The following is a 24,266-nucleotide window of genomic DNA, read 5'->3' as shown; positions in this document are numbered from 1 at the left end:
TGGTTATCTGCATTATCCGCCCGCCGGGAGAATGTCCGGCCGGGACGCATCAGGCGATGGGGACCGCAAGAAATGTTCGTGACAGCGGTCCCAGGGAGGACATGATGAAGGTTCTGACGCGCGCGGCGCTGGCCGCGGTATTGACTCTGTCGGCGACGCAAGCCTTCGCCCAGGTCAAGATCGGCGCACTCTATCCATTCTCGGGCGGCCTCGCCTTGCTCGGCGACGAAAGCTTCCGCGGCCTCGAGATCGCGATCGAGGAACGCAACGCAGCGGGCGGCCTGAAGAAGCAGAAGATCGAGATCGTCAAGGGCGATGCGGTCGAACCGAACCAGGCCGTGGGCGAGGCGCGCCGCCTGACCTCGGTCGACAAGGTGCCGGTGATCTTCGGGACCTATTCGTCCTCGCTGTCGATCGCCGCGACGCAGGTCGCGGAACTGGCCGGCGTACCCTATTTCGAACTCGGCGCGATCTCCGACCCGATCACCGAGCGCGGCTTCAAGAACGTCTACCGCACCAATCCGACCGCTCGCGACTTCGCCAGCCGCATGGTGGACGCCATCGGCGAGGCCATCGCGCCGGCGCTCGGCGTCGATGCCAAGTCGCTCAAGGTCGCGATCATCCATGAGGATTCGCTCTACGGCCAGACCGTCGCCGGCTACCAGACGGCCCGCGCCAAGGAGAAGGGCGTCAACGTCGTCGAAACGCTGCCCTATTCGGCGAAGTCGGTCGATCTGACGCCGGTGATCCTGCGCCTCAAGACGGCGGGCGCCGATGTAGTGCTGCAGACCTCCTACCAGAACGACACGGTGCTGTTCTTCCGCCAGATGAAGGAGCAGGGCTTCAAGCCCAAGGCCATGATCGGCGCCGGTGGTGGTTATTCGCTGCGCGACACCATGCTGGCGATCGGCGCGGAGCACATGGAGGGCGCCCTCAACGTCGACTTCACCCAGTTCCGCACCAACCCCAAGGCGGCGCCCGGCGTCGACGACTTCGTCAAGAAGTACCAGGCCAAATACGGCACCGCGCCGCGCTCGGGCCACTCGCTCGCCAACTACATGGGCGCGCTGGTCTTCCTCGATGCGATGGAGAAGGCGCCTGACCTGAAGGCGGCCTCGATCCGCACGGCCGTGATGGCCGTCGATATCCCGGTGGGCGGCACCGCCACGGGCTGGGGCGCCAAATTCGCCGAGAGCGGCCAGAACGGCCGCGCCGTGCCCTTCCTGATGCAGTGGCAGGGCGGCGAACTCGTCACGGTGTTCCCGGCTGACGCCGCTGTCGCCAAGATGAAGGTCGGCATCGGTACCAACTGACGCCGCCGATCATTCCCGCCCGAGCGGGACGGGACGTAAAGCCCGAGGGCCGCCGAGCGCGGCCCTCTCATGCTCGGCGCCCGACACATTCCCTTCTGCGACCGATTCGACTTCGGAGACGCCCTTCATGGACGTGCTTGTCCAGTTGCTGCTCAACGGCATCATGCTCGGCAGCATGTACGCCATCATCAGTGTCGGCCTGACGCTGATCTTCGGCATCGTCCGGGTCGTGAACTTCGCCCATGGCGAGTTCCTGATGATCGGCATGTATGCGACCTATCTGCTCGCCACCAAGCTGGGCTGGCACCCTTACGTCTCGGCCGTGCCGGTGGTCGTGCTGCTGTTTTGCGTCGGTGCGCTGGTACAGCGCTTCATCATCCAGCCGCTGCTGAACGCCGATGAGCACATCCAGATCTTCGCCACCGTCGGCCTCTCCACCGCGCTGGTGAACCTTGCGCTGATGATTTTCGGCGCGGATCTCTATTCGGTCTCCACCCCGAGTGCCCGCCAGTCGGTCTCGCTCGGCGGCTACACCGTGCTGTCGGGCCAGATCGTCATCCTCGCCTGCGCGCTGGCGCTGGTCGCAGGGTTGCACCTGTTCATGCAGAAGACGCCGCTCGGCCGCGCCATCCGCGCCACCGCGCAGAACCGCAACGCGGCGCTGCTGATGGGCGTGCGGGTCGACCGCATCTACATCATCTCCTTCGGCCTCGGCGCCGCCTGCGTCGGGCTCGCCAGCGCGCTCGTCATGCCGCTCTTCCCGGTGACGCCGACGATCGGCTCCTATTTCGTGCTGACGGCCTTCGTCGTCGTCGTGCTCGGCGGCATGCGCAGCATGTACGGAGCCTTTGCCGGCGCGATGATCATCGGCATCGTTGACAGCCTCTCGGGCTACTACATCGCGCCTGACCTCAAGGAGGTCGTCTATTTCGCGATCTTCATCCTGATCCTGATCTTCAAGCCGACGGGCCTGTTCGGCTTCGGCCGTGGGACGGAGTGAGCCCATGACCTCGCAAACCGCCAACGCGCTTGCGCCGGGAAGACCCGGCCGGCTCGCAGCCCTGACCCATCCGCGCGTCTATGTCGCCTTGATCCTGCTCTCGCTGCTGCTGGTCATCCCCGCCCTCAGCGAGTCAGCCTTCGTCATCCACGTTTTCGTGACGATCTGCGTCTTCGCCGGACTTTCGACGGCCTGGAACATCGTCGGCGGCTATGCCGGCCAGCTCTCGCTCGGCCATATGATGTTCTACGGCATCGGCGGCTACACCACCGCGCTGCTCATCCAGCATTTCGGGCTGTCGCCCTGGATCGGAATGTGGGCAGGCGCGGCGCTCTCGGCCGTGGTCGCGGTCTGCATCGGCTATCCCTGCTTTCGCCTGCGCGGGCCGTTCTTCTCGCTGGCGACGATCGCCTTCCTCGAGGTCATTCGCCTGCTCGCGATCCATTTCCATGGCGTCACCGGCGGCTCGGCCGGGCTGATCGTGCCGCTGAAGCTCGGCTGGGCCTGGATGATCTTCCAGGACAAGTTCAACTACCTGATCATCGCCTTCGGCCTGCTGCTGCTGACGCTGATCGTGTCCTGGGCCATCCGCAATGCGCGGCTCGGCTACTACCTGACCGCGGTGCGCGAGCGCGAGGATGCGGCCTCGGCCGCCGGCATCAGCCCGACCGAGGTCAAGCTCAAGGCCGTCGTGATCTCGGCTGCGCTGACCAGCCTGATCGGCTCCTTCCATGCGATGTATACGACCTTCCTCGAGCCGGCGACGATGTTCTCGCTGTCGACCTCGATCGAGGTGGCGATGTTCTCGCTGATCGGCGGGCTCGGCACCGTCGTCGGGCCGCTGCTCGGCACCGTCCTCGTGGTGCCGATCGCGGAGCTTGCGCGCGGCTGGCTCGGTGCCTCTGCCAACGGCCTGCACGGCTTCGTCTATGGCACGGTATTGGTGCTGATCACCCTGACTCTGCCGGGCGGCCTCGTCGGCACCTTCGGCGCACGGTTCGGCCGCCTGATCGACCGGCTGCCGGGCGGCCGGCCGCAGCCCGAGCAGGAGGCTCCGGCGCTGCGCCAGATCACGGGCACGCCCGGGGAGACGATGCTGGAGACGAAGAACCTCGTCATGCGCTTCGGTGGCCTGACCGCGACCGACGACGTCTCCATGGTGCTGAAGCGCGGCGAGATCCTCGGCATCATCGGCCCCAACGGTGCCGGCAAGACGACACTGTTCAACCAGATCTCCGGCTTCCTCCAGCCCTCCTCGGGCAGTGTTGCCATCGTCTCGGGCGGGCAGGTGGCGACGCCGGCTTCCGCCGACGCCTTCGCCAGGGCCGGAATCGGTCGGACCTTCCAGATCGTTCAGCCCTTCGGCAAGCTGACGGTGATCGAGAACATCATGATCGGTGCCTTCATGCACCATCCCGATGTCGCCTCGGCGCGCGCGGTGGCGCTGCGGGTCTCGACCCTGGTCGGCCTGCATCACGTCCGCGAGGTCGAGGCACGCAACCTGCCGATCGGAGACCTGAAGCGCCTCGAAGTGGCCCGCACGCTGGCGACCGAGCCCGACATTCTGCTGCTCGACGAGGTCATGGCCGGGCAGAGCCAGACCGACACCCAGAAGATGGTCGAGCTGATCCGCGCCGTGCGCGATGCCGGCGTCACGGTGATCGCGATCGAGCACAACATGCAGGCGATCATGAGCCTGTCCGACCGCATCATCGTGATCGATTCCGGCAAGGTGATCGCGCAGGGCGATCCGCAGGAGGTCGTGCGCGACCGCCGCGTGATCGAGGCCTATCTCGGAGAGGATTTCGCCAATGCTCAAGGTCTCTGAGCTGACGGCCGGCTACGGCCGCACCACGATCCTCCAGGACGTCTCGATCCGCATCGGCAAGGGCGAGGTCGTGACGATCATCGGCGCCAACGGCGCCGGCAAGACGACGCTGCTGCGCGCGATCTCCGGCCTGGTGAAGCCGGGCGCCGGCAAGATCGAATTCGACGGGCAGGAGATCGCCGGCGCGACGCCTGCCGACATCGTCGGCCGCGGCCTCGTAATGGTGCCCGAAGCCCGCCAGCTCTTCCCGGTCATGACCGTCCGGGACAATGTGATGATGGGCTGCTACCACGCCAATGCCCGCGAGGGCTGGGCCGCGCGCTTCGCGGAGGTGCTGGACATCTTCCCGCGCGTCCGCGAACGGCTCGACCAACTCGCCGGCTCGCTCTCGGGCGGCGAGCAGCAGATGGTCGCGATCGCGCGCGGACTGATGGCCAAGCCCCGGCTGCTGATGCTGGACGAGCCCTCGCTGGGGCTCGCCCCCATCATCGTCCAGCAGATGTTCGGCATCGTCGAGCGCATCTGCGCGATGGGCACGACGGTGCTGCTGGTCGAGCAGAAGGCGTTCCATGCGCTCAAGATCGCGCAGCGCGCCTATGTCATCGAGAATGGCCGCATTGCCATGGAGAACACCGGCGCCGGCCTTCTCGCCGATCCGCATATCAAGACCGCCTATCTCGGGATCTAGAGCAGCGATGACGGATATTTCAGGCCATACCCGCGTCTATGCGATCCTCGCCGACCCGGTCCATCACGTGCTGACACCGCAGAGGCTGAACGCGCTGATGCACGAACGTGGGCATGATGGCGTGATGGTGCCGGTGCATGTTGGCGCCGACGATCTCGCGACGGTGGTCGGGGGCCTGAAGCGGATCAGGTCGTTCGGCGGCTTCGTCGTCACCGTGCCGCACAAGACGGCGATCGTCGCGCTCTGTGACGAGGTCTCGCGCCAGGCCGGGCTGGTCGGCGCGGTCAACTGCGTTCGCCGCGAGGCCGATGGCCGGCTGGTCGGCGAGATTCTCGACGGGCTCGGCTTCGTCGCCGGAATGCGCCGCGAGGGCTTCGAGCCGAAGGGCCGGCGCGTCCTGCTGCTCGGCGCGGGCGGTGCGGCCAATGCGGTGGCCTTCGCACTGGCGGAAGCCGGCGTCGCCAGCCTCTCCATCGCCAACCGCACCCGCGCGAAATCGCAGGATCTGGCGCGACGGCTCGCGCAGGCCTTTCCCGCATTGGCCGTCGATCTCGACGAGCCCGGTGCGACGTCCCATGACCTTGCGCCGGCCCATGACATCATCGTCAACGGCACCTCGCTCGGTCTTGCAGAGGGAGACCCGCTGCCGCTCGATGCATCCCGGATCGTCCCCGGCCAGGTCGTCGCCGAGGTCATCATGCAGCCCCGCGTCACGGCGCTGCTGGCGGCCGCCCAGGCCAGGGGCTGCCGCGTCCATTACGGGCTGCCGATGCTCGAATGCCAGCTGGAGATGATGGCGGACTTCATGGGCATGATGCCATCGGGCATGAACTCATCGGGCAACGCGCCATGACCGCCGTCCCGGTTCCCGATCGCAACCGCGATCTCGCCGGCAAGGTCGCGCTGATCACCGGCGGCGGCTCCGGCCTCGGGCTCGCCATGACCCGGCGCTTTGCCGCGCGCGGCGCGAAGGTGGTGGTGCTCGACCGCGATGCCGCCACGGCCGACGCTCTGGCCGGCATCGCGGAGGCGAGCTTCGTCGCTTGCGACGTCTGCGACCCGGAGGCGGTGAACGCGGCCTTCGACCGGGCCGAGGCCGGGACCGGCCCGCTCGACATCGTCGTCGCCAATGCGGGTATCTCGCAGAACTCGCCGACCCTCGACCTTAGCTTCGCCGACTGGCGCAAGGTGATGGGCGTCAATCTCGACGGCGTCTTCCTGACGGCTCAGGCGGCCGGGCGCCGCATGGTCCCGCGCGGGCGTGGCGTCATCCTGCTGATGGCCTCGATGTACGGCGTCGTCGCGGCGCCCGAGCGCATCGGCTACTGCGTCTCCAAGAGCGGCGTCGCGATGATGGCCAAGGCGCTGGCGCTGGAATGGGCCCGCCATGGCCTGCGCGTCAACGCGCTGGCACCGGGCTATGTCCGCACGCCTTTCGTGGAGGACCTGATCGCGCGCGGGCGGCTCGATTCCGAGGCGCTCATGAAACGGATGCCAATCGGCCGCTTCATCGACACGGCGGAGGTGGCCGATCTCGCCGCCTTCCTCGCCAGCGACGAGGCGAGCGCGATCACGGGTCAGGTCGCGGGCGTCGACGGAGGCTGGAGCGCCAATGGCTATCTCTGAGACCACATTCGGAGGAGGGCGCTGATGCCTCGCCGCGAAAAGCTCCAAGCCCAAGTGCCCTGGACGGCGCTGCGCTCCACCCCCGCCGACTGGAAGGCCGCCGATCCGGCCCTGCTCGGCAGCATGCTGACGCAACTCCATCTGATCCGCGCCTTCGAGGAGAGCGTGCTCGAACTCGCAGGCGAGGGCCTGGTCCATGGCCCGGCTCATTCCTCGATCGGGCAGGAGGGCGGCGCCGTCGGTTCGGTCATCGGCCTGCGCGGCTCTGATCAGGTCAACGGCTCGCATCGCGGCCATCACCAGTTCCTCGCCAAGACGCTGTCTTATCTGGCGCCGACCTTTGATCCGACCGCCGATTTCGCCGCGCCGGTCGAGGGCATGCTGCACCGGAGCCTGGCGGAAATCCTCGGCCTCGAGCCTGGCTTCGGCCACGGGCGCGGCGGTTCGATGCATCTGCGCTGGATCGAGGCCGGCGCGCTCGGCACGAATGCCATCGTCGGTGGCGGCGTGCCGCTGGCGGCAGGCGCCGCCATGGCCCACAAGCTCGCCGGAACGGGCGACATCGCCGTCACCTATTTCGGCGACGGCGCGATCAACATCGGCTCGACGCTGGAGACGATGAATCTCGCCGCAGCGTGGTCGCTGCCGCTGCTGTTCGTCGTCGAGAACAATCTCTACGCGGTCGCGACCCATGTCGATGAAGCGTCGCGCGAGACGCGCCTGTCGGGGCGCGGGCCGGGCTTCGGCATCCCTGCCTGGCGCGTCGATGGCATGGACCCGCTCGCCGTGCATCTGGCGACGCAGGAGGCCGCTGCCCTGCTGCGCGCCGGCAAGGGCCCGGCCCTGATCGAGCTCGAGGTCTACCGCTATTTCCACCAGAACGGGCCGCTGCCCGGCTCGGCTTTCGGCTACCGGCCAAAAGAAGAGGAAGCGTCCTGGCGCGCGCGCGATCCGCTTGCCCGCGTCGCGACCGAAATGACGGCGCTGGGGCTGATCGACGACGCGGCGGTCGCCGATCTGCGCGAGCGTTCGGTCGCGCAGATGAAGGACATCGCCGGGCGCCTGCTGGAGCCGGATGGCAACCGTCGCCGCATCCGCCCCGATCTCTGGCCGGACACCGCCTTCGTCGATGTCGGCCTGCGCGGCGAATTGCCATCTCTGCCGTCGGATGGCCCACCGCCCGGGGCGACGGTCGAGCGCAAATTCGTCGATGCCATCGCCGATGTGCTGCACCGCCGGATGGAAACGGACCCGTCGATCGTCATCATGGGCGAGGACATCCACCGCCTGAAGGGCGGCACCAACGGCGCGACGCGCGGCTTGGCCGCAGCCTTCCCGGACCGCGTGCTCGGCACCCCGATCAGCGAGAATGCCTTCACCGGCCTTGCCGGCGGGCTGGCGATGGATGGCCGCTACCGACCTATCGTCGAGTTCATGTATCCGGACTTCATGTGGGTCGCAGCCGATCAGGTCTTCAACCAGATCGGCAAGGCGCGCCACATGTTCGGCGGTACGACCGATGTGCCCCTCGTGCTGCGCAGCAAGATCGCGATGGGCACCGGCTACGGCTCGCAGCATTCGCTCGATCCGGCCGGCGTCTTCGCGACCTCGCCGGGCTGGCGCATCGTCGCGCCGTCAAGCCCGCAGGACTATATCGGCCTGATGAACGCGGCGCTGAAGGGGCGCGATCCGGTGCTGGTGATCGAGCATGTCGACCTCTATCAGATGAACGGCATGATTCCCGCCGACGACCTCGACTACACGATCCCGCTCGGCAAGGCCCGGCTCCTGCGCGAGGGGCGCGACCTCACCATCCTGACCTATTCCGCCATGGTCCATCGCAGCCTTGAGGCGGTCGAGGCGCTCGGCGTCGATGCCGAGATCGTCGATCTACGCACCCTCGATCGCGCCTCGCTCGACTGGGAGACGATCGGTGCGAGCGTCCGCAAGACGCATAATGTCCTGATCGTCGAGCAGGGCGCGCGCGGCACCTCCTATGGCGCGATGCTGGCCGACGAGCTGCATCGCCGCCTGTTCGACTGGCTCGATCAGCCGGTTCAGCGCGTCCATGGCAGAGAGGCCTCGCCAACGATCTCGAAGGTGCTGGAACGCGCGGCCTTCGCCGGGCGCGAGGAGGTCATGGCCGGCATCGCGCGCGCGATGGCCGAGCGCGGCACGCCGCTCGCCGGGGCCGCTGCATGACCATGCCGGCCAGCGAAGCTTACGACTACATCATCGTCGGCGGCGGCACGGCCGGCTGCGTGCTCGCCAATCGCCTGAGCGAGGATGGCCGCCGCAGCGTGCTGATGCTCGAGGCGGGCGGTGAGGGCAAGGGCTTCTGGATCCCGATCCCCGCCGGTTTCAGCAAGCTCCTGGTCAATCCGAAGTTCAACTGGCGTTTCCAGACCGAACCGGAGGAGAACACCCGCAACCGCGAGATCGCGATCCCGCGTGGCAAGGGGCTGGGCGGTTCGACGCTGATCAACGGCATGATCTATGTCCGCGGCCAGGCCCAGGATTTCGACGGCTGGGCTCAAGCTGGCTGCACGGGCTGGAGCTTCGCCGACGTGCTGCCCTATTTCCGCAAGCTCGAAGCCTATGATGGCGAAGGCGATGAGACGCGGGGCCGCGACGGCCCGTTTCCAGTGACCGAAGTCAAGGAACGCCCGGAGATCGCCGAGGCCTTCATCGCGGCGGCCGGACAGGCCGGCTATCCGCGCAACCCGGACTATAATGGCGAGACGCAGGACGGCTTCGGCTATTATCAGGTCAACCAGCGTCACGGCCGCCGGGTCAGCGCGGCGGATGCCTATCTCGCTCCGGCGCGCGGTCGTCCCAATCTGCGCGTCCTGACCGGCGCGCATGTCCTGCGCGTCGATCTCGACGGCGCCCGCGCGACGGGCGTGACCTATCGCGTCGATGGTGTCGAGCGGCAGGCGATAGCGCGCAACAGCGTCGTCCTGACGGCCGGTGCGATCCAGACGCCGCATCTGCTCGAACTCTCGGGCATCGGCGACCCCGCGGTGCTGGCGGCTGCGGGCCTTCCGCTTCGCCATGAACTGCCCGGCGTCGGCGCCAATTACAGCGACCATTTCTGCACCCGCATGAACTGGCGGGTGAAGCTGCCGGTGACCTTGAACGAGACCACGCGCGGCTGGCGTCTAGCTGCCTCGGTGGCGCAATATTTCCTGACGCGGAAGGGCATCCTGACCCTCGGGACGGGGCTCACCCACGGTTTCGTCCGGACGCGGCCCGATATCGAGGGGCCGGATATCCAGTACTTCTTCATGCATGCGAGCTACGCCAACGCCGCCGAGCGCAGGCTCGACCGGCAGCCGGGGATGACCATCGGCGTGACCCAGCTTCGGCCGGACTCGCGCGGCACGATCCATGCCCGCGCGCCCGATTTCGACATCGCCCCGGCGATCCGCCCCAATTTCCTGGCGACCACCGCCGACCGGCAATGCATGGTCGACGGCATGAAAATCGCGCGCGAGATCGTCGGACAGCCGGCGATGGACGCCTATCGCGCTCATGAGATGGCGCCGGGCCCAGATTGCGACAGCGATGCCGACTGGCTCGACTTCGCCCGCGACAACGGCCAGACGATCTATCACGCTTGCGGAACCTGCCGGATGGGGCAGGGGCCGGATGCGGTGGTCGATCCGCAATTGCGCGTCCGCGGCATCCAGGGCCTGCGCGTCGCCGACGCATCGGTGATGCCGGCGGTGGTCTCCGGCAACACGCAGGCCGCGGTGCTGATGATCGCCGAAAAGGCCGCCGACCTGATCCGGCAGGACAGCCTGTAGAGCCTCCGTCATGCTCGCCCTTGTGGCGAGCATCCACGTCTTGGCCACCGCATTCGACCAGCGAAGACGTGGATGGTCGGGACAGGCCCGACCATGACGTCGAGATGCTGCCGTTCTAGAAATTCACCTTGTCGGCACCCTTGAGCTGCAGCACCTCGCGCGCGTCGTCCGGCGTCGCGACCTCGAGGCCCAGCCCCTCGATGATCATCCGCGCCGCCTTGACCTGATCGGCGTTCGACTTGGCGAACTGGCCCGGCCCGAGCCACAGGGAGTCTTCCAGCCCGACGCGCAGATTGCCGCCCATCGAGACCGCCATGGCGGCGATCGGAAGCTGGTGCCGGCCGGCGCCCAGCACGGACCACTGGTACTGGTCGCCGAAGAGCCGGTCGGCCGTGCGCTTCATGTGGATGACGTCCTCGGGATGAGGGCCGATGCCGCCGAGAATGCCGAAGACTGACTGCACGAAGAAGGGCGGCTTCACCAGCCCGCGATCGACGAAATGCGCCAGCGTGTAGAGATGGCCGATGTCGTAGCACTCGATCTCGAAGCGGGTGTTGTTCTCCGCGCAGGTGGTCAGGATGTTCTCGATGTCCTGGAAGGTGTTCTTGAAGATCCGGTCCTTCGAGCCTTCGAGATAGGGCCGCTCCCAGTCATGCTTGAAGTCCTTGAACCTTGCCAGCATCGGGTAGAGCCCGAAATTCATCGAGCCCATGTTGAGCGAGGCGACCTCCGGCTTGAAATGCGCGCAGGGGCCGAGCCGCTCCTCGACGCCCATGGTCGGGGCGCCGCCGGTGGTGATGTTGATGACGCAGTTCGAGCGCTGCTTGATCACCTTCAGGAAGGGCTCGAAGGCTTCCGGCGACTGGTCGGGCTGGCCGGTCTTCGGGTTGCGGGCATGGACATGGACCAGCGCGGCGCCGGCCTCGGCGGCGCCGACAGCCGCATCGATGATCTCGTCGGCGGTCACCGGCAGATAGGGCGACATCGAGGGCGTGTGGATCGCACCGGTGACCGCGCAGGTGATGATGACTTTGCGGTTCTTGGCCATGGCGTGTGAGTCCTTTCAGGCTTGATTTCGAATTGAATAGCCGGCCTCAGCCGGGCTTGCGCTGCGAGCCGCGCTTATGCGCCTGCAGCGCCGCCAGCCGCGTGTCGCGCCAGTCGCTCAGCCGCTTGACGCGATCGGACGATTGCGTGCCCGGCCATTCGCTCATCACTGTCGCGACGGTATCAGGGCCGAAGGGGTCGCCGCTGGCGCTGTCGGCGACCATGCGGGTGAGCGAGGCGCCGTAGCGGGCACAGTAGTCGGGGATTCCACCGGGGGCGTTGAGCTCGATCGTCTCGAATGGCCCCATGAACGACCAGCGCAGCCCGAGCCCGTCGCGGATCGTCTTGTCGACGTCCTCGGCGCTGGCGACGCCTTCGCCGACCAGCCGGAAGGCTTCCGCCAGCAGCACGGCCTGAAGTCGGTTCAGCACGAAGCCGGGCTTCTCCTTGCGCAGCATGATCGCGACCTGGCCCGCCTGCTCGTAGATCGCCTTGGCCCGTTCGACGACGGCCGGATCGGTCCAGGGCGCCGGCGCCAGTTCGACGATCGGCACGAGATGGGGCGGGTTGACCGGGTGGGCGACGAGGCAGCGCGCGCGTCCCTTCAGACTCTCGCTGAAGACCGAGGCCATGATGAAGGAGGTCGAGGACGCGAGGATGGTGGTCGGCGGTGCCAGCGCATCCATCTCCGCGAACAGCTTCTGCTTGGCCTCGACGGTCTCCGGTCCGTTCTCCTGGACGAGATCGGCACCTGTCAGCACGTCCGCGAGACCGGAGGCGACCCGGATGCGGGCGAGCGAGCCCTTCGGATCGGCGACGAGGCCATGCCCGGCCAGTTCCTCGAGATTGGTGCCGATATGGACGCGAGCGGCCTCGGCCGCGCCGGGCGCGACGTCGTGCAGCGCGACGTTGCAGCCATGGCTGGCGAACACGGTGGCCCAGGCGCGGCCGATGAGGCCTGAGCCGACGATGGCGATGTTGGTCATGGAGAATCCTTGGTGAGACGCTTTGCGTCGAACATCACAACCACAGCACCTGCCGCCTGAGGGCCAGGTCCTGGCTGAGCGCGCGCGAGGGGCCGGTGTGGACGACGCTGCCGCGCTCCAGCACGACGGTCCTGTCCGACAGCGCCAGCGCCAAATCAAGATGGTGGTCGACGATCACGATCGCGATCTCCTGCCGCAGCTTGTCGAAGGCCTCGAACAGCTCCTCGACGACGGCCGGCGCCAGCCCTTCGAAGGGCTCGTCGAGCAGCAGCACGCGGGTGTCGCCCGACAGCGCGCGCGCCACCGCCACCATCTGCTGTTCGCCGCCCGAGAGGTAGTCGGCCGGCGAATGCCAGCGCTGCTTGATGCGCGGGAAGAAGGCGAAGATCTTCTCGTCCTCCCAGCGCGAGCCGTTGCCGGTCATGCGCTTGAGCCGGCCGAGTTCCATGTTGTCCTTGACGCTCATGCCCGCGAAGAGCCCGCGTCCCTGCGGCACATAGGCGATGCCGGCGCGCGCGATGGCTGCCGACGGCTGCCCGGCGATGTCGCTGCCGGCCAGTGTGATGCTGCCGCTGGCCGGCGGGGCGATGCCGGTGATCGTCTTGAGCAGGGTCGATTTGCCGGCGCCGTTGCGGCCGAGCAGTGCGACGATCTCGTTCTCGTGCACATCGAGCGAGACCTGCCGCAGGATATGGCTCTTGCCGTAGAACGTATCGACCTTGTCGAGGCCGAGCAGCACGGGGCTGCGCGCCGCGCTCTGGCGCGGCTTCTCGGCCAGCGCATGCGCGCCCGAGCCGATATAGACCTCCTGCACGCGAGGCGAGGAGCGCGCATCCTCGACCGTGCCGTCGATCAGCACCGAGCCCTCGTTCATCACCGTGACATGGTCAGCGATGGCGAAGACGCGGTCGATGTCGTGCTCGACCAGCAGCACCGGCAAATCGGCCGAGATCGACTTGATCAGATTGCCGACACGCTCGCGTTCGGCGGCGGCCAGACCGGCGAGCGGCTCGTCGAGCAGGAGCACGCGCGGCTTCGTCGCGAGCGCGAGGCTCATGTCGAGCAGGCGCTGGCCGCCATAGCTCAGCGAGCCGGCTTCCGCCGTCTCGATCCCGCGCAGGCCCATCGTGTCGATCACGGTCGTGGTCTGCGCGTTGACCTCCGACAACGCCCCGGCCGACTGCCAGAACCCGAAACGCTCGCCGGCGCGCGCCTGAACCGCGAGGCGCACATTCTCTTCGACCGAGAGCGTCGGGAACAGGTTGGTGATCTGGAAGGCGCGCCCGATGCCGGCCTGGGTGATCGCCTCGGGAGAGAGCCCGCCGATCTGGCGGTCGCGCAGGCGGACCTCGCCCCGGTCCGGCGGGAACAGCCCCGAGATCAGGTTGAAGGCGGTGGTCTTGCCGGCGCCGTTGGGGCCGATCAGCGCATGCAACCGGCGATCGGCCATGGTGAGATCGACACCCTCGACCGCCTTGATGCCGCCGAAGCTCTTGGCGAGCCCGGTCGCGGTCAGGATCGGCCCGTCTCCGGCATCGCTGGGTTTCATGAAATCCGGCAGCGTCACGCCGCCGGCCTTGCGCTCGGACATCGCCGCATCGCCCGCAGCCTGCTTGCGGAAGGGCCGCAACATTCGCTCGCCGACGCCGACGAGGCCGGTCGGCGAGAACACGATGAATCCGACGAAGAGCAGCCCGAACCAGAACAGCCAGTTCGGCGTGATGCTGGAGAGATAGTCGCGGAAAATCACGAAGAACAGCGCGCCGAGCGCCGGCCCCAGAAACGAGCGCATGCCGCCGATCACGACCATCGCCAGCAATTCGCCCGAAAACGCGACCGAAATCGGCTCGGCCGAGGTCATGCGGTTGTTGAAGAGCAGCAGCGTGCCGGCGAGGCCCGTCAGCGCGGCCGACAGCGTGAAGGCGATCAGCTTGTAGCGGTCGGTGGCGTAGCCGAGGAAGCGCGCGCGCTGCTCGTTCTCGCGGATCGCGACCAGAACCGTGCCGACGGGCGAACGGTGGAAGCGCCAGAGCCCGTAGACGACGGCCATGCCGATGACGGCGACGAGAACATAGAAGCGCGAGGCCTGTTCGAAATCGACGCCGAGGAAGAGCGGCCGCTTGATGCCGCCCAGCCCGTCCTCGCCACCCGTCACCGCCGTCCAGCGAAATGCGACGGAATAGGTCATGGCGGCGAGCGCCAGCGTCAGCAGCGAGAAATAGACGCCCTTGCGGCGAAGGATCAGCGCCCCGAAGGCAAAGGCGATCAGCCCGACGAAGGCGACCGCCAACAGGATCGGCAGGGCGAACTGCCCGGGCATCAGGCTCCGCTGGATCAGGCCGGCGGCATAGGCCGCAAGCCCGAACCAGGCGCCATGGCCGAAGGACACCAGCCCCGTGGTGCCGACGAGAATGTTCAGCGCCATGCAGGCGATGGCGAAGACGACGATCTCGGTCGCCGACGTCGTGCCGAGCCCGACGGCATGCATCAAAAAGGGCAGCCCGACGAGGCCGGCCGCTGCGATCAGAAGGGGCGCGTGGTCGCGCTGGGCGGGTGTCATCGCGTCCTCACTCGAAGCGCTGGATGCGTTCGCCGAACAGGCCGCGCGGCCGGAACAGCAGGACGAGGAGCATCATCAGGTAGATCACTGCGGTGGACCATTGCGTGAAGCCGAGCCCGATGGTGATGCCCTTGACCAGGCCGACCATCAGCGCCGCCACGACCACGCCCCAGAACGAGCCCAGGCCCCCGATGACGACGACCACGAAGGCCGGCGTGATGATCTCCTGGCCCATGGCGGGATGGATCGAATAGATCGGCGCGAGCAACACCCCGGCGAGCCCGGCGAGCCCGATGCCGATGCCGGCGACCGCGACCATGTAGGGCTGCAGCGAGATGCCGAGCGCGCCGACCATGTCGGGGTTCTGGACGCCGGCCCGCACGACCCGGCCGAAGGCGGTGCGCTGCAGCAGGAACCACAGGCCGAGCACGCAGGCCGCCGCGATCAGCAGCAGCATCGCCCGGTAGCGCGAATAGATGAAGTCGCCGATGAAGATCTGCCCGCGCAGGGCCGGCGGGATCGAGAAGGAGAGCGGCGGAGCCCCGAAGATCATGCGCAGCGACTGCTCGGCCACCATGGCGAGGCCGAAGGTCAAAAGCAGCGAGAGGATCGGGTCGGAACGGTAGAAGCGCTGGAACAGCCCGCGCTCGACGACGATGCCGATCAGCGCGACCAGCACCGGCGACGCCACCATGGCGCCGCCGAAGCCGATATGGGGCGCCAGCACGATCGTGAGATAGGCGCCGATGGCATAAAAGGCGCCATGCGCCAGGTTGACGATGCCCCCCAGCGAGAAGATCAGCGACAGCCCGAGCGCGATCAGGAGGTAGTAGACCCCGTCGAGCAACCCGTTCAGTACCTGCTGGATGAAGAGGGTGAGCAAGGGCTGGCCTTCGTTCGCTGCGTGGAATGACATCCCGTCATGGTCGGGCCTGACCCGACCATCTCGGAAACCAGAGACCTCTCGTCATGAGATTCTCGGGTCGGCGCTGCGCGCCGCCCGAGAATGACGGACAAGGCTCAGCTCATCTTGCAGACGGCCTCGTCGCCGCTGGTGGCGATTACCTCCATATTCTCGTCGGGGCCCGGCACCGGCGGGGAGGATGTGAACAGGTCCCACTGGTTCTTGACCTGCGCCGCGGGCAGGGCGGTGATCGTGTACATCTCGCTGATGAGCTGATGGTCCGAAGCGCGGAAATAGCCCTGGCGTGGCTTCATCACATCGAACTTCGCGCCCTTCTCCCAGTGCTCCAGGATCTTCGGGGTGTCTGTGCTCTTCAGCTCGTTCATCGACTGGGCCATGATCTTCACGGCCATGTAGTCGCCCCAGGCCTGGTTCTCCGGCGGCTTGCCGTACTTCTTGGTGAACGCCGCGACGAAGGCCTTGCTGGATGGCGTGTCGATGAGATGGTGCCAGACGGACGGCCAGATGCCGCCGAAATTGTCCTTGCCGGCGGCCCAGGCGAGCGCCGTGTCGAAACCGAAGCCCGCGACGGGGAAGGTCAGGCCGAACTCGGAATACTGCTTCAGGAAATTGGTGATCTGGTTGCCGGCGAGGTTCGAGATCACGAGGTCCGGCTTGGCCGCGCGGATTTCGAGCAGCAGCGCCGAGAAGTCCGTCGCATCGGTCGGAACCAGCTTGTCGGCGGCAAATTGTCCGCCATTGGCCTCCATGAAGCGCTTGGCGACCCGCAGCAGGTCATGGCCGAAGGCGTAGTCGGCCGTCAGCGAGAACCACTTCTTGCCCTTCACCAGCCCCTGCGCCATCAGCGAGCGACCGCAGCTCTTCACATACATCGAGTTCTGGTGCTCGACATGGAACATGTAGCGGTTGCAGCTTTCGCCGCGCAGCGCATCCGAGTTGGCGCCCGTATTGACGAACAGCGTCTTGGTCCGCCCCGCGACCTGCGCGATCGTCAGAGCCGAGGCCGACGAAATTTCGCCGATGATGCAGGCGACCTTGTCGCGCTCGATCATGCGCTCGGCCTTGGTCGAGGCGGTCTGCGGGTTGACCGAATCCTCCTTCAGCGCCTCGAGCTTGCGTCCGTTGACGCCGCCCGCCGCATTGATCTCCTCGACCGCCAGTTCGGCTGCCATCACACCATATTCGCCGAGCGGGCCGAGGAAGCCGGTGCGTGGCGTCAGGTGGCCGAAGCGGACCACGTCCGGCGTCTGCGCCAGGATGATCGAGGGGCTGGTGATCAGCCCGGTCGCCGCGCCGGCACCGAGGCCGGCCAGCGCCTGACGGCGCGAGAGTCGGGTGGTCTTCAACAGCTCTGACATCGACGTTCCTCCCAGAACGAGCGCCGCGCCTGTGGCGTCGGCTGATTTTGGCCAGCGGTCTGATGCCGCTTGTCGTGATCTGTGATCACAGTTAGGTTGGCAGACATGATCGCCCGTGTCCAGCCCTTCCCGACAGCCCCGGAAGCGACCCTCGTCGCGCCGGAGCATGATGGCTCGGCGCTGGACCGGATCGGCGCGCTTCAGCGCGAAACCCTGGGCGAGCGCGTGACGGGGGAGTTGCGCTCGCTGCTGGTCGCAGGCCGCCTCGCGCCGGGCGAGAAGCTTTCGCTTCGCCGTGTGGCCGAGGCGCTCGGCGTCTCGATGATGCCGGTGCGCGAGGCGGTCAGCCGGCTTGCCGCCGACCGGGCGCTGGAAGTGCTTCCGGGCAGGGCGGTGCGGGTTCCCGTGCTCTCTCTGGAGCAGTTCCGCGAATTGACGCGGCTTCGTCTGGTCGTAGAGGGCTTCGCCGCCGAGGAAGCGGCGCGCCGGGCGACCGCAGCTAATATCGCGCAGATCGCCGCGCATGATGCGGATTTCCGCAAGGCGGCCAGCGCCGATCCTCCCGACAGCGCCGGCGCCGTCGCGGCCAATCGCGACCTGCATTTCGCGCTCTATGAGGCGGCGGGCATGCCGAGCCTGATCGAGATGATCGAGCGGCTCTGGCTGAAGGCGGGTCCGATCCTCAATCTCGACATGCGCGACGAGCCGCGCCGCCTCAAGGGTGGCAGCGCCATGCAGGCGCATGCGCGGTTGCTGGAGGCCTTGCGGGCGCAGGATGCCGCCGCCGCGCGCGCCGCGCTCGAAGACGACATCACGGCCGCCGCCGCGCATATCGAAGACACGGGCCAGCTCAGCGCCTGAGAACAACGGGACAGGGAGACGTCAGGATGGATCTGCAGATCAAGGACTTGCGCGTGCTGGTGACGGCCGGCGCCAATGGCATCGGCCGCGCCACGGCGCGTGCTTTCGCGGCGGAAGGGGCAAAGGTTCATATCTGCGACGTCGACCGCACGGCCTTGGCCGAGATGGAGGAAAGCGATCCGGCGATGACGCAGTCGGTCTGCGACGTTTCCGACCGTGCTGCGGTCGGCCGGCTCATGGATGAGACGCTTGCCGCACTGGGCGGGCTCGACTGCCTCGTCAACAATGCCGGCATCGCCGGGCCGACGGGCCGCGTCGACGAGATCGACCCGGCCGATTGGGATTCCTGCGTCGCCATCGACCTGACCGGCCAGTTCAATTGCACGCGGCTCGCCGTCCAGCATCTCAAGCAGTCGACGAATGCCTCGATCATCAATCTATCGAGCCAGGCGGGCAAGCACGGTTTCCCGCTGCGTTCACCCTATGCGGCGGCCAAATGGGGCGTGATCGGCTTCACCAAGGCGCTCTCGGCCGAGCTCGGCGAGTTCGGCATTCGCGCCAACGCGATCTGCCCCGGCCTCGTCGAGGGGCCGCGCATCCAGAGCGTCATCGCCAACAAGGCCCGCAGCTTCAACGTCTCGCATGAGGAGATGACGCAGCGGCTGTTCTCCGGCGTCTCGATCAAGCAGTTCGTAGATCCCGCCGACATCGCCAAGCAGATCGTCTTCCTGGCTTCGCCCTTCGCCAAAACGATCTCGGGGCAGGAGATTTCCGTCTGCGGCGACACGCGCATGCTGGCGTGAGCGGCGTCTTGCCGTGGAAACATGCTCAGGCGCTACCTGAGCATTCCAACGCAAGCGATTCCTGAATCAAGCCATTCGCGCTGGCGCACCGGCTGCTGAGCAAAAACGCCAGTCGTTCCCTTCAGGCGACGACTTCCGCGACAGCCTCGCGGCGCGCCACCGGCGGGCCGTCGACCCTCGGCACGGCCGAGAGCAGCTTGATCGTGTAGGGGTGCTTTGGCGCCTGCATGATCTGGTCGGCCGCACCGATCTCGACCATCTTGCCGTGATGCATCACCGCGACGCGGTCGGCGAGATGGGCGACCACCGAGATGTCGTGCGAGATGAAGAGATAGGCGACGCCGAGCCGGTCGCGCAGATCGGCCAGCAGGTTGACGATGGCCGCCTGCACCGAGACGTCGAGCGCCGAGACCGGCTCGTCGCAGACGATGAACTTCGGCTGCGTCGCCAGCGCCCGGGCGATGCCGACGCGTTGCTTCTCGCCGCCGCTCATCTGGTGGGCGTAGCGGTCGGCGTAATGCGCCGGCAGCCTGACGAGATCGAGCAGTTCGTCGACGCGTTTGGGAATGTCGGCGGCCGGCGCGAGACCGAAGCGCGCGATCGGCCGGCCGAGCAGTTCGCGGATCGTCTTGCGCGGGTTGAGCGAGGAATCCGGGTTCTGGAAGACGATCTGCGCGGCGCGCCGCATTGCCACCAGTGCCTTCTGCGGCTTGTCGGAGACGGTCTCGCCGGCGATGCGGATCAAGCCGGAATCGGCCTCGATCAAACGCAGGATGGTGCGCCCCAGCGTGGTCTTGCCCGAGCCGGATTCGCCGACCAGACCGACGACCTCGCCCGGCGCGATCGATAGCGAGATGGCGTCGACGGGCCTGATGCTGACCGCGTCCCGCACCGGCTTCCAGCCCTCCCAGCGCAGCGTGCCGCGGCTCAGCACGAAGCTCTTGGTGAGGTTCTCGATCTCGACGACGGGTTCCGATGCATGGGGAACCGCCGTCGCCGCGGCAGGGATGACGTCTTCCTGGACAGGCCAGGGGGTCTCGCGCAGCGCCTCGGCCGAGCTGCAGCGGACCATCCGCTCGCCGACCGCACGCAGGCTCTGCGGCGCCGCGCTGTCTTGCGTCGCGAAGGGGCAGCGTGGCGCGAAACGGCAGCCCGTCGGCGGGCTGCGCAGATCGGGCAGGCGGCCGGGGATGGCGGCGAGCCGCCCCATCTTGCGGCCGATCCGCGGAATCGCGGCGAGCAAGCCCTTGGTATAGGGGTGCACCGGCCGCTGCAGCACCTCTTCGGTCGCGCCCTGCTCGACGATCTGGCCGGCATAGAGCACCGCGACCTCGTCGGCGATGCGCCGGACCACGCCGAGATTATGGCTGATGAACACCATCGTCAGCCCGCGCTTCGCCCGCAGATCCTCGAGCAGGTCGAGGATCTGCGCCTCGATGGTGACGTCGAGCGCCGTCGTCGGTTCGTCGAGGATGAGCAATTCGGGTTCGGAGGCGAGCGCGCCCGCGATCAGTGCGCGCTGGCGCATACCGCCGGAAAGCTCATGCGGATAGGCCTTGGCGACGGCCTCCGGCTTGACGATGCCGACCTCGTCGAGAAGCGCGATGGCGCGGGTGAAGGCGCGCTCGGGCGTGTAGCCGCGGTGATGCACGAGACCTTCGCCGACCTGGTCGCCGATCCGCAATGACGGGTTCAGCACAGAGAACGGGTCCTGAAAGACGAGGCCGATGCGCGAGCCGCGCAATTGCCGGCGCGCCTCGGCGTCCATCATCAGGATGTCGGCACCGTCGAACAGGATGCGCCCTGACGGCACCATCGCTTCGGCCGGCAGCAGCCCCATGGCGGCAAGCGCGATCGTGCTCTTGCCCGAGCCCGATTCGCCGACGAGCGCCAGCGTCGAGCCCTTGCGGGCCTGGAGCGTCACGGAGGACAAGGCCTCGATCTCGCCGCCTGCGGTTCGGTATCGGACGGTCAGGTCGTCGATGGCGAGCATGGCTCTAAGCCTTTCCCAGCCGCGCCTTGAGGCGCGGGTCGAGCCGTTCGCGGGCGCCGTCGCCCAGCAGGTTGATGCCGATCACCAGCAGGCACATGGCGAGGCCAGGCGCGAGCGCGATCCAGGGCGCACGGTCGAGGAAAGAGCGCGCCTCCGAGATCATCAGCCCCCAGTCCGAACTCGGCGGCTGGGCGCCGAGCCCGAGGAAGGAGAGGGCCGAGCCCAGCAGGATGGCGTAGGTGACGCGCAGGCTCGCTTCGACGATCAGTGGCGGCCACGCATTCGGCAGGATTTCGCGGAACAGGATGTAGGAGGTGCTCTCGGCCCGCGCTTTCGCCGCCTGGATGAACTCCTCATTGGCGAGCGTCAGCGTCACGCTGCGCGCCAGCCGCGCGATCGGCGGAATGTAGACGAAGCCGACCGCGACCGCCGTCTTCCACAAGGCTGGCGGCGTCACCGCGAGCACGAGCAGGCCGAGCATGATCGGCGGGATCGCCATCAGCACATCGGCGGTGCGCATCAGCGCCTCGTCGATCCAGCCGCGGAAATAGCCGGCGGCGAGCCCCATCGGCACGCCGATCGCAAGGCTGACGAGAGTCGCGGCCACGCCCATGCCGATCGAGAGCCTTGCGCCCATCAGCAGGCGGCTGAGCACGTCGCGGCCATATTCGTCGGTGCCGAACCAGTAGGTCGCGTTCGGTGCGAGGAAGCGCGTCCGCATCGAGATCGTGTCCCAGGGGTGAGGGGCGATCCACGGTGCCAGCAGGCCGAGTATCAGGATGGTGCCGGTGATCGTGAGCCCGGCCTTGAGCTGGAGCGGCATCGGCTTGCGCGGCGGTGCGGCAGGGGCGGACACCGGCGCGGAGGCCATGGCGGTTGCGGGCTCAGGCGACATTGCGGCCAAACCTGATCTTGGGGTTGAAACGGGCATAGAGCAGGTCGGCCAGCAGGTTCGCCAGCGCATAGATCGCGGCGACGACGAGGATGGCGGCCTGCAGCGTCGGCAGGTCGCGGTTCTGGATCGAGAAGACGACGAGGCGGCCGAGCCCCGGATAGGCGAAGACGGTCTCGATCACGACGATGCCGCCCATCAGTCGGCCGAAATCGAGCGCCAGCACCGTGATCGTCGGCAGCAGCGCATTGCGCAGCGCGTGGTGCAGGACGATGACGCGCTCCGGCAGGCCCTTGGCGCGCGCCGCCGTGATGTAGGGGCTTTGCATCACCTCGATCATGCTGGAGCGGGTCAGGCGCGAGACATGGGCGAGATGGCCGAAGACCAGCGTGATCGTCGGCGCGATCAGGTGCTTGGCCCATTCCCAGACGCCGGCCGAGATCGGCTCGTACCCCGATGCCGGCAACCAGCCGAGCCAGGCGGCGAAGACGATGATGACGACGATCGCCCAGAAGAATTCCGGCACGGCGATGCCGAGATAGGTTGCGACCGAGACTCCATGGTCGAGCGGCCGGCCATGGCGCAGCGCCGCCGCGATGCCGAGGCCCACGCCGATCACGGCGATCAGCACGAAGGACAGGCCGGTCAGCATCAGCGAGCGCTGGATCGCCTCCAGCAGCATCGGCCCGACAGGCCGGTTCATCAGGGTCGATTCGCCGAGATTGCCGGTGATGAAGCCGCCGGCCCAGCGCAGATATTGCTGCCAGACCGGGTCGGTCAGTCCGAGCTTCAGCTCCAGCGCCCGCACCTGTTCCGGCGTCGCAAACGAGCCGAGGATCAGATAGGCGACGTTGGCAGGCAAAAGCGTGGTGACGCCGAAGACGAGCATCGACACCGCCACGAGGACGAGCACCACGAAGGCGAGGCGCCGTGTGATATAAGCGGCCATCGATTACAGGTTCCCCATCGAGCGAGGCTGAGCCGTCTGCCGAGGTATATGACGCCTGCAGGCCCATCCTGCCCCGCCGCGCAATCGGCGCGACAGGATGGGCGGTTGCGGGCCTCAGGGCTTGATCGAGACGTTCTTTAGCTCGAGCCACTGCATCGGGGTCGACTTGAAGCCCTCGACCTTCTTGCTCACGCCGTTCACATGCGCGGCCGAGTAGGCGATGATGCCGGGCACGGTTTCCTCGGCGATCTCCTGGAACTTCTCGAAGATCTTCTTGCGGGCGGCCTCGTCATTGGTCTTGCGGGCCTCGTCGAGAAGCTGGTCGACGCGGGCGTCCTTGTAGATCCAGAGCTGCTTGTTCCAGCTTCCGCTCGAATGGTAGAATGGATAGATCGCCGTATCGATCGTCGGCCGGGCGAAGTAGCCGTCGACATACATCTGCGCCTTGCCCGCGACATTCGCCGAATAGGAGGCGAAGGGCACGCGCTCGACATTGATGCGGATGCCGGCGGCCTTCGCCATGTCGCGCACCGCGACGCCGACGCGCACGCGCTGCTCGCGCTCCTGCGGAACCTGCATCGGGACGTCGAAGCCGTTCGGGAAACCGGCCTCGGCCAGCAGCTTCTTGGCCTGGGCGATATCGGGAGCGCCGGCCTTCAGGCTCGTGTTGAAGTAGGGGTGGCTCGGAGGAATCGGGCTGAAGGTCGGGTCGCCCTGGCCGAACAGGGCCAGTTCGACGATGGCCGATTTGTCGATCGTCAGCGCTAGCGCCTTGCGGACGCGCACATCGTTGAAGGGCGGGCGGTCATTGTTCAGGATGACGCCGTCCCAGGTCGGCGTCGAGACGCTGTCGGCGCGTGCGGTCGCGCTGGTCTTGAGCTTGTCGACGGCCTCATAGGGCATGCTCCAGACGATATCGATGGCGCCCGATTCCAGCGCCGCCATGCGCGCGGCCGATTCCGGCACGATGCGCAGCGTCACGCCGTCGAGCTTCGGCATGCCCTTCTCGAAATAGTCGGGGTTCTTGACCAGTTCGAGCCGATCGCCCGGCGACCAGGACTTGAACATGAACGGCCCGGTGCCGATCGGCTGGGTCGAAAGCTCAGCCAGCTTGTCCTTGGCGACGATGCGCAACTGACGGTCGGCGAAGATGTCGGCGAAGCCGGCATAGGGGATGTTGAGGTCGAACTTGACCGTCATCGGATCGGTCGCCGAGACGCCTTCGACCATCGACAGGCTGGTGCGGGCGCGCGAACCTGTGGCCGGGTCGAGGATCCGCTTCATCGTGGCGACGACATCCTCGGCGTCCATCACGCGGCCATGGTGGAACTTGACGCCCTGGCGCAGCTTGAAGGTCCAGGTCTTGAGGTCGTCGGAGGCCGTCCAGCTCTCGGCGAGGTCCGGCTTCACCGTCATATCGGTGTCGATGCGCGACAGCCCGTTGAAGACGAGATGGACGTAGACGTATTCGTCGCCGATCGTGGTCTTGGCGGGGTCGAGCTGGCTCAGCGTGGTGCCGAGCGCGACGCGCGCGGTCCCCTGGGCGGCGGCCGGCAGGGCCGTCAGAGCGGTCGAGAGGCCGATCGTGACGGCCAGTGTGGATAGAAGTCGTCGCATGGATATATCCC

19 protein-coding genes are annotated in these 24,266 nt (G+C 67.2%); 10 read left to right on the top strand and 9 right to left on the bottom strand.

What is annotated here, in order from left to right; translation table 11 throughout:
- Nucleotides 1–101: 101 nt before the first annotated feature.
- From C8D03_RS24445 to C8D03_RS24410, 8 genes are all read left to right on the top strand, one after another.
- Nucleotides 102–1,313, top strand: coding sequence for an ABC transporter substrate-binding protein (locus C8D03_RS24445; RefSeq protein WP_465246457.1), 1,212 nt, complete (start codon nt 102–104; stop codon nt 1,311–1,313).
- A 127-nt stretch (nt 1,314–1,440) separates the two neighbouring features.
- The gene (locus tag C8D03_RS24440; RefSeq protein WP_108050485.1) at nt 1,441–2,313 is read left to right on the top strand and encodes a branched-chain amino acid ABC transporter permease; all 873 of its coding nucleotides are present in this window, start codon (nt 1,441–1,443) and stop codon (nt 2,311–2,313) included.
- A 4-nt stretch (nt 2,314–2,317) separates the two neighbouring features.
- Nucleotides 2,318–4,141: a branched-chain amino acid ABC transporter ATP-binding protein/permease gene (locus C8D03_RS24435; RefSeq protein ID WP_108050483.1), complete on the top strand. Its 1,824-nt coding sequence runs from the start codon at nt 2,318–2,320 to the stop codon at nt 4,139–4,141.
- Nucleotides 4,125–4,829, top strand: a complete 705-nt coding sequence (locus C8D03_RS24430; RefSeq protein ID WP_108050481.1) for an ABC transporter ATP-binding protein — start codon at nt 4,125–4,127, stop codon at nt 4,827–4,829. Before C8D03_RS24435 ends, C8D03_RS24430 begins: the two co-directional genes overlap by 17 nt.
- A gap of 7 nt (nt 4,830–4,836) precedes the next feature.
- Complete coding sequence (locus C8D03_RS24425) at nt 4,837–5,682, top strand: shikimate dehydrogenase family protein (RefSeq protein ID WP_108050479.1); 846 nt, start codon at nt 4,837–4,839, stop codon at nt 5,680–5,682.
- Nucleotides 5,679–6,455 carry an SDR family NAD(P)-dependent oxidoreductase gene (locus C8D03_RS24420; RefSeq protein ID WP_108050477.1) on the top strand — a complete coding sequence of 259 codons (777 nt, stop codon included), beginning with the start codon at nt 5,679–5,681 and terminating at the stop codon, nt 6,453–6,455. Before C8D03_RS24425 ends, C8D03_RS24420 begins: the two co-directional genes overlap by 4 nt.
- A gap of 24 nt (nt 6,456–6,479) precedes the next feature.
- Nucleotides 6,480–8,657 (top strand): alpha-ketoacid dehydrogenase subunit alpha/beta, encoded by a 2,178-nt coding sequence (locus C8D03_RS24415; RefSeq protein ID WP_108050475.1) that lies wholly within the window; start codon nt 6,480–6,482, stop codon nt 8,655–8,657.
- Nucleotides 8,654–10,264 carry a GMC family oxidoreductase gene (locus C8D03_RS24410; RefSeq protein ID WP_108050473.1) on the top strand — a complete coding sequence of 537 codons (1,611 nt, stop codon included), beginning with the start codon at nt 8,654–8,656 and terminating at the stop codon, nt 10,262–10,264. Before C8D03_RS24415 ends, C8D03_RS24410 begins: the two co-directional genes overlap by 4 nt.
- 115 nt (nt 10,265–10,379) lie before the next feature.
- On the opposite strand, the gene kce is transcribed toward C8D03_RS24410, so the two are convergent.
- From kce to C8D03_RS24385, 5 genes are all read right to left on the bottom strand, one after another.
- Nucleotides 10,380–11,312: a 3,5-dioxohexanoate:acetyl-CoA acetone transferase gene (gene kce / locus C8D03_RS24405; RefSeq protein ID WP_108050471.1), complete on the bottom strand. Its 933-nt coding sequence runs from the start codon at nt 11,310–11,312 to the stop codon at nt 10,380–10,382.
- A 46-nt stretch (nt 11,313–11,358) separates the two neighbouring features.
- Nucleotides 11,359–12,297, bottom strand: a complete 939-nt coding sequence (locus C8D03_RS24400) for a 3-hydroxyacyl-CoA dehydrogenase (protein ID WP_108050469.1) — start codon at nt 12,295–12,297, stop codon at nt 11,359–11,361.
- Between the two features lie 34 nt (nt 12,298–12,331).
- Complete coding sequence (locus tag C8D03_RS24395) at nt 12,332–14,857, bottom strand: branched-chain amino acid ABC transporter ATP-binding protein/permease (RefSeq protein WP_108050466.1); 2,526 nt, start codon at nt 14,855–14,857, stop codon at nt 12,332–12,334.
- A gap of 7 nt (nt 14,858–14,864) precedes the next feature.
- Nucleotides 14,865–15,773, bottom strand: coding sequence for a branched-chain amino acid ABC transporter permease (locus C8D03_RS24390; RefSeq protein ID WP_108050464.1), 909 nt, complete (start codon nt 15,771–15,773; stop codon nt 14,865–14,867).
- A 104-nt stretch (nt 15,774–15,877) separates the two neighbouring features.
- Nucleotides 15,878–17,140 carry an ABC transporter substrate-binding protein gene (locus tag C8D03_RS24385; RefSeq protein WP_108050462.1) on the bottom strand — a complete coding sequence of 421 codons (1,263 nt, stop codon included), beginning with the start codon at nt 17,138–17,140 and terminating at the stop codon, nt 15,878–15,880.
- Between the two features lie 105 nt (nt 17,141–17,245).
- Here C8D03_RS24385 and C8D03_RS24380 point away from each other — a divergent pair, with 105 nt between their 5' ends.
- Nucleotides 17,246–18,001 (top strand): GntR family transcriptional regulator, encoded by a 756-nt coding sequence (locus C8D03_RS24380; RefSeq protein ID WP_108050460.1) that lies wholly within the window; start codon nt 17,246–17,248, stop codon nt 17,999–18,001.
- A 26-nt stretch (nt 18,002–18,027) separates the two neighbouring features.
- Nucleotides 18,028–18,804, top strand: a complete 777-nt coding sequence (locus C8D03_RS24375; protein ID WP_108050458.1) for an SDR family oxidoreductase — start codon at nt 18,028–18,030, stop codon at nt 18,802–18,804.
- Nucleotides 18,805–18,925: 121 nt separating this feature from the next.
- Here the strand turns inward: C8D03_RS24375 and C8D03_RS24370 are convergent, their stop codons facing one another.
- The 4 genes from C8D03_RS24370 to C8D03_RS24355 all read right to left on the bottom strand — a co-directional run bounded on the left by C8D03_RS24370 (nt 18,926) and on the right by C8D03_RS24355 (nt 24,255).
- A complete protein-coding gene (locus tag C8D03_RS24370) occupies nt 18,926–20,797 on the bottom strand; it encodes a dipeptide ABC transporter ATP-binding protein (protein ID WP_108050456.1) in 1,872 nt (623 codons plus the stop codon).
- 4 nt (nt 20,798–20,801) lie between these two features.
- The gene (locus C8D03_RS24365; RefSeq protein WP_210203958.1) at nt 20,802–21,692 is read right to left on the bottom strand and encodes an ABC transporter permease; all 891 of its coding nucleotides are present in this window, start codon (nt 21,690–21,692) and stop codon (nt 20,802–20,804) included.
- Nucleotides 21,682–22,638 (bottom strand): ABC transporter permease, encoded by a 957-nt coding sequence (locus tag C8D03_RS24360; RefSeq protein WP_108050454.1) that lies wholly within the window; start codon nt 22,636–22,638, stop codon nt 21,682–21,684. The genes C8D03_RS24365 and C8D03_RS24360 overlap by 11 nt, the downstream gene beginning before the upstream one ends.
- 114 nt (nt 22,639–22,752) lie before the next feature.
- Entirely contained in the window at nt 22,753–24,255 is a 1,503-nt protein-coding gene (locus C8D03_RS24355) for an ABC transporter substrate-binding protein (RefSeq protein WP_108050452.1), read from the bottom strand.
- Between the last annotated feature and the right edge of the window lie 11 nt (nt 24,256–24,266).

This window comes from Bosea sp. 124 (genome assembly GCF_003046175.1).
Taxonomy (GTDB): Bacteria; Pseudomonadota; Alphaproteobacteria; order Rhizobiales; family Beijerinckiaceae; genus Allobosea.
This window is presented reverse-complemented; position numbering and strand designations above follow the sequence as displayed.

Excerpts from the sequence above, each read along its gene's own strand:
- C8D03_RS24445 (WP_465246457.1), top strand. The coding sequence starts at position 102 with ATGATGAAGGTTCTGACGCGCGCGGCGCTGGCCGCGGTATTGACTCTG.
- C8D03_RS24440 (WP_108050485.1), top strand. The coding sequence starts at position 1,441 with ATGGACGTGCTTGTCCAGTTGCTGCTCAACGGCATCATGCTCGGCAGC.
- C8D03_RS24435 (WP_108050483.1), top strand. The coding sequence starts at position 2,318 with ATGACCTCGCAAACCGCCAACGCGCTTGCGCCGGGAAGACCCGGCCGG.
- C8D03_RS24430 (WP_108050481.1), top strand. The coding sequence starts at position 4,125 with ATGCTCAAGGTCTCTGAGCTGACGGCCGGCTACGGCCGCACCACGATC.
- C8D03_RS24425 (WP_108050479.1), top strand. The coding sequence starts at position 4,837 with ATGACGGATATTTCAGGCCATACCCGCGTCTATGCGATCCTCGCCGAC.
- C8D03_RS24420 (WP_108050477.1), top strand. The coding sequence starts at position 5,679 with ATGACCGCCGTCCCGGTTCCCGATCGCAACCGCGATCTCGCCGGCAAG.
- C8D03_RS24415 (WP_108050475.1), top strand. The coding sequence starts at position 6,480 with ATGCCTCGCCGCGAAAAGCTCCAAGCCCAAGTGCCCTGGACGGCGCTG.
- C8D03_RS24410 (WP_108050473.1), top strand. The coding sequence starts at position 8,654 with ATGACCATGCCGGCCAGCGAAGCTTACGACTACATCATCGTCGGCGGC.
- kce (WP_108050471.1), bottom strand. The coding sequence starts at position 11,312 with ATGGCCAAGAACCGCAAAGTCATCATCACCTGCGCGGTCACCGGTGCG.
- C8D03_RS24400 (WP_108050469.1), bottom strand. The coding sequence starts at position 12,297 with ATGACCAACATCGCCATCGTCGGCTCAGGCCTCATCGGCCGCGCCTGG.
- C8D03_RS24395 (WP_108050466.1), bottom strand. The coding sequence starts at position 14,857 with ATGACACCCGCCCAGCGCGACCACGCGCCCCTTCTGATCGCAGCGGCC.
- C8D03_RS24390 (WP_108050464.1), bottom strand. The coding sequence starts at position 15,773 with ATGTCATTCCACGCAGCGAACGAAGGCCAGCCCTTGCTCACCCTCTTC.
- C8D03_RS24385 (WP_108050462.1), bottom strand. The coding sequence starts at position 17,140 with ATGTCAGAGCTGTTGAAGACCACCCGACTCTCGCGCCGTCAGGCGCTG.
- C8D03_RS24380 (WP_108050460.1), top strand. The coding sequence starts at position 17,246 with ATGATCGCCCGTGTCCAGCCCTTCCCGACAGCCCCGGAAGCGACCCTC.
- C8D03_RS24375 (WP_108050458.1), top strand. The coding sequence starts at position 18,028 with ATGGATCTGCAGATCAAGGACTTGCGCGTGCTGGTGACGGCCGGCGCC.
- C8D03_RS24370 (WP_108050456.1), bottom strand. The coding sequence starts at position 20,797 with ATGCTCGCCATCGACGACCTGACCGTCCGATACCGAACCGCAGGCGGC.
- C8D03_RS24365 (WP_210203958.1), bottom strand. The coding sequence starts at position 21,692 with ATGTCGCCTGAGCCCGCAACCGCCATGGCCTCCGCGCCGGTGTCCGCC.
- C8D03_RS24360 (WP_108050454.1), bottom strand. The coding sequence starts at position 22,638 with ATGGCCGCTTATATCACACGGCGCCTCGCCTTCGTGGTGCTCGTCCTC.
- C8D03_RS24355 (WP_108050452.1), bottom strand. The coding sequence starts at position 24,255 with ATGCGACGACTTCTATCCACACTGGCCGTCACGATCGGCCTCTCGACC.